Genomic DNA, 6,178 nt, shown 5'->3' with positions numbered 1-6,178 from the left:
GCAGTCGCCGGGCGGGGCCCTCTCGTACGAAGCGCGGCCGGGCGTCCTCAGACCACCTGGTGGAGCCAGCGGACCGGGGCGCCCTCGCCCGCGTGGCGGAAGGGCTCCAGTTCGTCGTCCCAGGGCTTGCCGAGCAGTGTGGCGATCTCGGCCTCCAGGTCGGTCTCGGCGTGCGCGGAGCGGGCGAGGGCGGCGCGCAGCCGGTCCTCGGGAATCAGGATGTCGCCGTGCATGCCGGTGACGGCGTGGAAGATGCCGAGCTGCGGGGTGCAGCTGTAGCGCTCGCCCTCGGCGGTCGGACAGGGTTCCGCGGTCACTTCGAAGCGCAGCAGGTGCCAGCCGCGCAGCGCGGAGGCGAGCTTCGAGGCGGTGCCGGCTTCGGCCTGCCAGGAGAACTCGGCTCTCCAGGTGCCGGGGGAGGCGGGCTGCCGGATCCAGTCGAGGTTCACCCGCACCCCGAGCACGCCCGCAACGGCCCATTCCACGTGCGGGCAGAGTGCGCGCGGTGCGGAGTGCACGTACAGGACTCCACGTGTCGTCACCGGGACCTCCAGTGTGGGACGAGGTCGAGAATAAACTCCATAAAACGGACAGTATGTGACGTGATGTAATGTAACGGAAATTATTTGACATTGCGCAACGGGACCTGCGGCCGAAACGCCACGGGAAAAAGCTACCGTGCGCCAGGGGTCGCGGTGTGACGTACGGTCGCTCCGAGGCCCGTAAGAAGCAGAGCTTTCACTCAGCAGGACGCCCCCGAACGGGAGGGGGTGACGAGGAGGGGACCCACCCATGCGCACCACCGCTCCGCGCCGCCGGGCGCGCCCGACCCTCGCGGGCGCGGGAGCGGCGGTGGTCCTGCTGGCCGGGGCGGTGGCCGGGTGCGGTCCGGGCGGCACGGCGGACGGGGGCGGGCCCGGGGCGCAGTCGGCGCCCCGCTGGAACACGGCGCCCTCCTCCATCGCGGCCGTGGGCGATTCCATCACGCGCGGCTTCGACGCCTGTTCGGTGCTGGCCGACTGTCCGGAGGTGTCCTGGGCCACCGGCAGCGACCCGGCGGTCCGCTCGCTGGCCACCCGGCTGCTCGGCGACGCCGGCGCGGCGGCCCGCAGCTGGAACCACGCCGTGACCGGCTCCCGGATGGCGGACCTGCCGGGGCAGCTCGCCGAAGCCGCCGCGCACAAGCCCGGCCTGGTCACGGTGATGGTGGGTTCGAACGACGCCTGCCGGCCCACGACTTCGTCGATGACCCCGGTCGCCGAGTTCCGGTCCGGCTTCGAGCGGGCGCTCGCCGCGCTGCGGGCCGCCTCCCCCGAGTCGCAGGTGTACGTCTCCAGCGTCCCGGACCTCCAGCGGCTGTGGGAGCAGGGCAAGGACCTCCCGATGGTCCGTCAGGTGTGGAAGCTCGGGATCTGCCAGTCGATGCTCGCCGACCCCCTGTCGGCGGCGACGGGTGCGACCGCCCGGCGCGAGCAGGTGCGGGCGCGGGTGGTCGAGTACAACGAGGTGCTGCGCGAGGTCTGCGCGAAGGACGCGCTGTGCCGCTACGACGGCGGCGCGGTGTTCCAGTACCCCTTCGGGGCCCGGCAGCTCAGCCGCTGGGACTGGTTCCACCCGGGCAGGGAGGGGCAGGCGCGGCTGGCCGAGCTGGCGCACCGCCAGGTGACGGCGGCCGATCCGCCGCGTTGACGCGGACGAACCGGGAGCGGGTGCCAGGGCCCGCCCCCGGTTCGTTTCTGGGGTGATTTCCGGCCAATCCGGTCCTACCGGGGTGCAGCGGCGTGTCGCGCCGGCGCGTCACGCGATGTCGAGCGTGGCCGTCAGCCGGGTGTCGGCGTGCGAGCGGCTCGCGCGGACCTCGTAGGTGCCGCCGATCCGCTCCCAGCCGCCGGCGTCCTCGTCCCAGACCTCGAAGGCGCGGGCGGGCAGCGCGATCTCGGCCTCGACGCTCTCCCCGGGGCCCGCCTCGACGCCCGCGAAGGCGGCGAGCCAGCTCGCCGGACGCTCGACCGCGTCCTGCCGGGGCGCCAGGTAGACCTGGACGACCTCGCGGCCGCGCCGGGTGCCGGTGTTGGTGACGCGGACCCGGACGGTATCGGCGGTGGCCTCCAGGGACTCGTACGCCCAGTCGGTGTAGCCGAGGCCGTGCCCGAAGGGGAAGGCGGGCGTGACGCCCTCCTTCTCGTAGGCCCGGTATCCGATGAACAGCCCCTCGCGGTACTCCAGGCGCCCCTCCACGGGGACGACCTCCGTGACGGGCGCGTCCGCGAAGCGGGCGGGCCAGGTGGTGGGCAGCCGCCCGCCGGGCTCCGCGTCGCCGAGGAGCACGTCGGCGAGGGCGGCCCCGCCCTCCTGCCCGGGGAACCAGGTCAGCAGTACGGCGGCCACGTCCTCGCGCCACGGGAGCTCGACCGGGGAGCCGGCGTTGACCACGACGACGGTGTTCGGGTTGGCGGCGGCGACGGCCCGCACCAGGTCGTCCTGACGGCCCGGCAGGGCGAGGTCGCGGCGGTCGAAGCCCTCGGACTCCACGCGCTCGGTGGTGGCGACGACCACCACGGCGGTGTCGGCGGCGCGGGCGGCCGCCACGGCCTCGGCGATCAGCTCGTCGGGGTCGCGCTGCGGACCGAGGTGGAGCAGCGAGAACACGACCGCCTGGAGCGGCAGCGCGCTCATGTCGGGCACCCGGCACGTCAGCGACACCTCGACGGGCTCGCCGGCGGCGAGGGTGGCGCGGGCGCGCTCGCCGGGGGTTCCGAAGAAGGCTTCGAAGGGGTCGCCCTCGTCGCCCTTCTCCTGGACGCCCTCCCACAGGGTCCGGCCGCCGACGGCCAGCGTGAAGCCGCCGAGCCCGCGGGTGCCGAAGGCGTGCTCGCCGCTCTCGCGCGGCAGGAACGTACCGGTCACCTCGATGCTCGCCATCGTCGCGTACGAGGCGCCCGCGGGCAGGTCGTCGCCGATCCACTGGACCTGGCCGGTGGGCAGCCCGACCTCGCCGAGCACGGCGCCGAAGGCGTCGCGGCAGACGGCGCGCAGCTCGAAGCCCTGGTCGGCGGGGACCAGTTCGTCGGACGGGTCGGCGCCGACGCTGTAGGTCAGCGCGCCGTCCGGGAGCGCCGCGGTGAGGCCGTCGAGCGGGGAGACGATCCGCTCGGGGAAGACGGTCGCGGACCCCCCGCCCAGGACGCGGGCGTCGCGGGCGGCGGCGCCCGCGAGGGCGACGGTGCGCCCGGCGGAGGCGTCGAGCGGCAGGGCGGCGCCCTCGTTGCGGACGAGGACGAAGCCGCGGACGGCCAGCTCGCGGGCCAGGGCCGGGCCGTCGATGCCGGACGGGGGCTCGGCGACGGCGGCGGGGACGCCCTCCAGGAGGCCGACGCGGGCGGCGAGGCGCAGGACGTTGCGGACGGCCGCGTCGACGGCGGACTCGGGAACCTCCCCGGCGCGGACGGCCTCGGCCAGGGCGGGCCCGTAGACGGTGGCGGGGCCGGGCATGGCCACGTCGAGGCCGCCCGCGATGTCGCCGGTGGTGGACCGGGCGGCCGTCCAGTCGGAGACGTTGCAGCCGTCGAAGCCCCACTCGGCGCGCAGGACCTCCTCGACCAGGTGGCGGTGCTCGGTCATGGTGGTGCCGTTGACCCGGTTGTAGGCGGTCATGATGCCCCACGGGTGGGCGTTGGCCACGACGGCCTCGAAGGGGGCCAGGTACACCTCGCGCAGCGGGCGCGGGGCGATGACGCTGTCGACGGTGAACCGCTCGGTCTCGGCGTCGTTGCCGACGAAGTGCTTGACGGTGGTGCCGACCCCGCCGTCCTGGACGCCGTTCACGTAGCCGCTGCCGACGGCCCCGGTGAGGTACGGGTCCTCGGAGTAGCACTCGAAGTGCCGGCCGCCGAGCGGGGAGCGGTGCAGGTTCACCGTCGGTGCGAGGAGGACGTGGACGCCCTTGCGGCGGGCCTCCTGGGCGAGGAGGCGGCCGGCCCGGCGGGCCAGTGCGGGGTCCCAGGCGGCGGCGACCGCGGTCGGGGAGGGCAGGGCCACGGAGGGGTCGTCGGCGGTCCAGCGCACGCCCCGCACCCCGACCGGGCCGTCGGACATCACCAGTGAGCCCAGTCCGATCTCGGGGACGGCGGGCAGGGACCACATGTCCTGGCCGGCCAGGAGCCGGGCCTTGGTGTCGAGATCGAGCGTGCCCAGGGCCGCTTCCACGGCGTGTTCGCGGGCCTGTGCGCGGGCCTGTTCGCGGGCCTGATCGGCATCGGTCACGGCCGTGCCTCCTCGTCGAGTGCGTTCGGGGGTGCGGTGCGGTCGGCCCATCGTGGACCCGACACCTGGCGAACGGTAGGCTTCGTCACCCTTTCGTGACATTGCCATGCCGTACGGTCCTGCTGGCAGGGTGCGCACGACGAGAGGGGCCGCGGCGATGGCCAGGGCGAGGAGCGAGGAGCGGCGGGCGGAGATCGTCCGCGCCGCCGTCGAGGTGATCGCGGAACGCGGGTACCGGGGCGCCTCCCTGGCGGCCGTCGCCGAGCGCGTGGCCCTGACCCAGCAGGGGCTGCTGCACCACTTCCCGACGAAGGAGGCCCTGCTGGTCGCGGTGTTGGAGGAGCGCGACCGGTGGGACACCGGCGGCGGCTCCCGCGCCGCCGCCGACACCTGGCGGCTGGACCTGCTGGCCTCGCTGGTGGACTACAACGCCATGCGGCCGGGCATCGTGCAGACCTTCTCCGCGCTGCTGGGCGAGAGCGTCACCGACGACCATCCGGCTCGGGAGTTCTTCACCCGGCGCTACGCGCAGGTCCGCTCCGAGATGGCTGCGGTCCTGCGCACCGAGTTCGGCGAGCGGCTCCCCTCGGGCCTCACCCCGGACCAGGCCGCGCCGCTGCTGACCGCCGTGATGGACGGCCTCCAGTACCAGTGGCTGCTGGCTCCGGAGGCGGTGGACATGCCCGCCGCGTTCCGCTCCTTCCTGGTCCTGCTGCGGGGGCCGGACTCCGACGGCTGACCCCGCCGCCGCGCCCGCCCGGGCTCTCGGCGAGACCGCTCCGGACCTCAGGGCGGCGGCTCCCGCCCGCCTCCGGGCGCAAGCGGTACTCCGCCGGCGACGGCTCGCCGGCGGGCTGGCATCCTGAGCCGGTGAAGATCGCCGCAGCCCAGCTGACCTGTGTCCCCGCCGACGTTCGCGCCAATGCGGCGCAGGCGGCCGCGCTCGCCGCGCGGGCCCGTGGAGAGGGCGCCGAGCTGGTGGTCTTCCCCGAGCTCACCCTGACCGGCTACGAGCTGGAGGCCCTGGCGGCAGACCCGCGCCTGTGGACGGACCCCGAGGACGACCCGCGCCTGGACCCGCTGCGCTCCGCCGGCATCGCCACCGCGGTGAACGTCGCACTGCGCGGTGACGGCCCGCGGCCCGCCATCGCGACCCTGGTCCACGACGCGGACGGCGCGCACGTGACGACGTACGCGAAGCAGCACCTGTTCCGCCACGAGCAGGCCGTCTTCGCGGCGGGCCGGGAGGACGGGCGCTTCGAGCTCGGCGGCATCCGCTTCTCGCTGGGTGTCTGCTACGACAACCACTTCTCCGGGCTGACCGGCCGGGCCGCCGCCGACGGCTGCCGGGTCCACCTGGCCGGCTCCCTGTACGGGACGGGCGAGGGCGTCCGCGAACGCGCCACCGTGCACCCGGGGATCGCGCGGGAGCACGGCCTGTACGTCGCGCTCGCCAACCACGTCGGGGCGGCGGGCCCGTGGACGGGCTGCGGCGGTGCGGCGTTCTGGGCGCCGGGCGGCGAGATACTCGCCGAGGCGGACGACCGCACCCCCGGCGTGGTCACCGTCGACGTCCCCGCCGTCTGAGCGCCGGTCAGGCGGGCTCCGCGAGCAGGTGCCTGGAGCCCCACTGCCCCAGGGCCTCCAGGGCTCCGTTCAGCTCCCGGCCCAGCGGGGTCAGGGAGTACTCGACTTTCGGCGGGACCTCGTCGTGGACCTCCCGCAGGACGACGCCGTCCGCCTCCAGCTCCCGCAGTTGCGCGGCGAGCACCTTCTCCGAGACCCCCGGGACCAGCCGCCGCAGTTCACCGAAGCGGCGCGGCCGCTGCTCCAGCTCCCACAGGAGCGAGACCTTCCATTTGCCGTCGATCACGGACATCGCCGCGGCGATCCCGCAGTGATCCGCACCGGGCCT

General features: G+C 74.9%; 6 protein-coding genes. 3 read left to right on the top strand and 3 right to left on the bottom strand.

The window, feature by feature from the left end:
• Positions 1–47 precede the first annotated feature (47 nt).
• Positions 48–542, bottom strand: a complete 495-nt coding sequence (locus ACFWU6_RS18850) for a DUF3145 domain-containing protein (RefSeq protein WP_383807184.1) — start codon at positions 540–542, stop codon at positions 48–50.
• A 250-nt stretch (positions 543–792) separates the two neighbouring features.
• Here ACFWU6_RS18850 and ACFWU6_RS18845 point away from each other — a divergent pair, with 250 nt between their 5' ends.
• Positions 793–1,689 carry a GDSL-type esterase/lipase family protein gene (locus ACFWU6_RS18845; RefSeq protein WP_383807187.1) on the top strand — a complete coding sequence of 299 codons (897 nt, stop codon included), beginning with the start codon at positions 793–795 and terminating at the stop codon, positions 1,687–1,689.
• Positions 1,690–1,797: 108 nt separating this feature from the next.
• Here ACFWU6_RS18845 and ACFWU6_RS18840 read toward each other — a convergent pair whose 3' ends face one another.
• Positions 1,798–4,263, bottom strand: a complete 2,466-nt coding sequence (locus tag ACFWU6_RS18840; protein ID WP_383982007.1) for a glycoside hydrolase family 3 protein — start codon at positions 4,261–4,263, stop codon at positions 1,798–1,800.
• 157 nt (positions 4,264–4,420) lie between these two features.
• Here ACFWU6_RS18840 and ACFWU6_RS18835 point away from each other — a divergent pair, with 157 nt between their 5' ends.
• Positions 4,421–5,002, top strand: coding sequence for a TetR/AcrR family transcriptional regulator (locus ACFWU6_RS18835; RefSeq protein ID WP_383982005.1), 582 nt, complete (start codon positions 4,421–4,423; stop codon positions 5,000–5,002).
• 131 nt (positions 5,003–5,133) lie between these two features.
• Entirely contained in the window at positions 5,134–5,850 is a 717-nt protein-coding gene (locus tag ACFWU6_RS18830; RefSeq protein ID WP_383807196.1) for a carbon-nitrogen hydrolase family protein, read from the top strand.
• A 7-nt stretch (positions 5,851–5,857) separates the two neighbouring features.
• On the opposite strand, the gene ACFWU6_RS18825 is transcribed toward ACFWU6_RS18830, so the two are convergent.
• Positions 5,858–6,142, bottom strand: a complete 285-nt coding sequence (locus ACFWU6_RS18825) for a winged helix-turn-helix transcriptional regulator (protein ID WP_383807200.1) — start codon at positions 6,140–6,142, stop codon at positions 5,858–5,860.
• Positions 6,143–6,178 lie beyond the last annotated feature (36 nt).

It is taken from the genome of Streptomyces sp. NPDC058674 (assembly GCF_042716505.1).
GTDB lineage: Bacteria > Actinomycetota > Actinomycetes > Streptomycetales > Streptomycetaceae > Streptomyces.
Note: the sequence above shows the minus strand (reverse complement) of the source record. Positions and strands in the feature narration are given on the sequence as shown.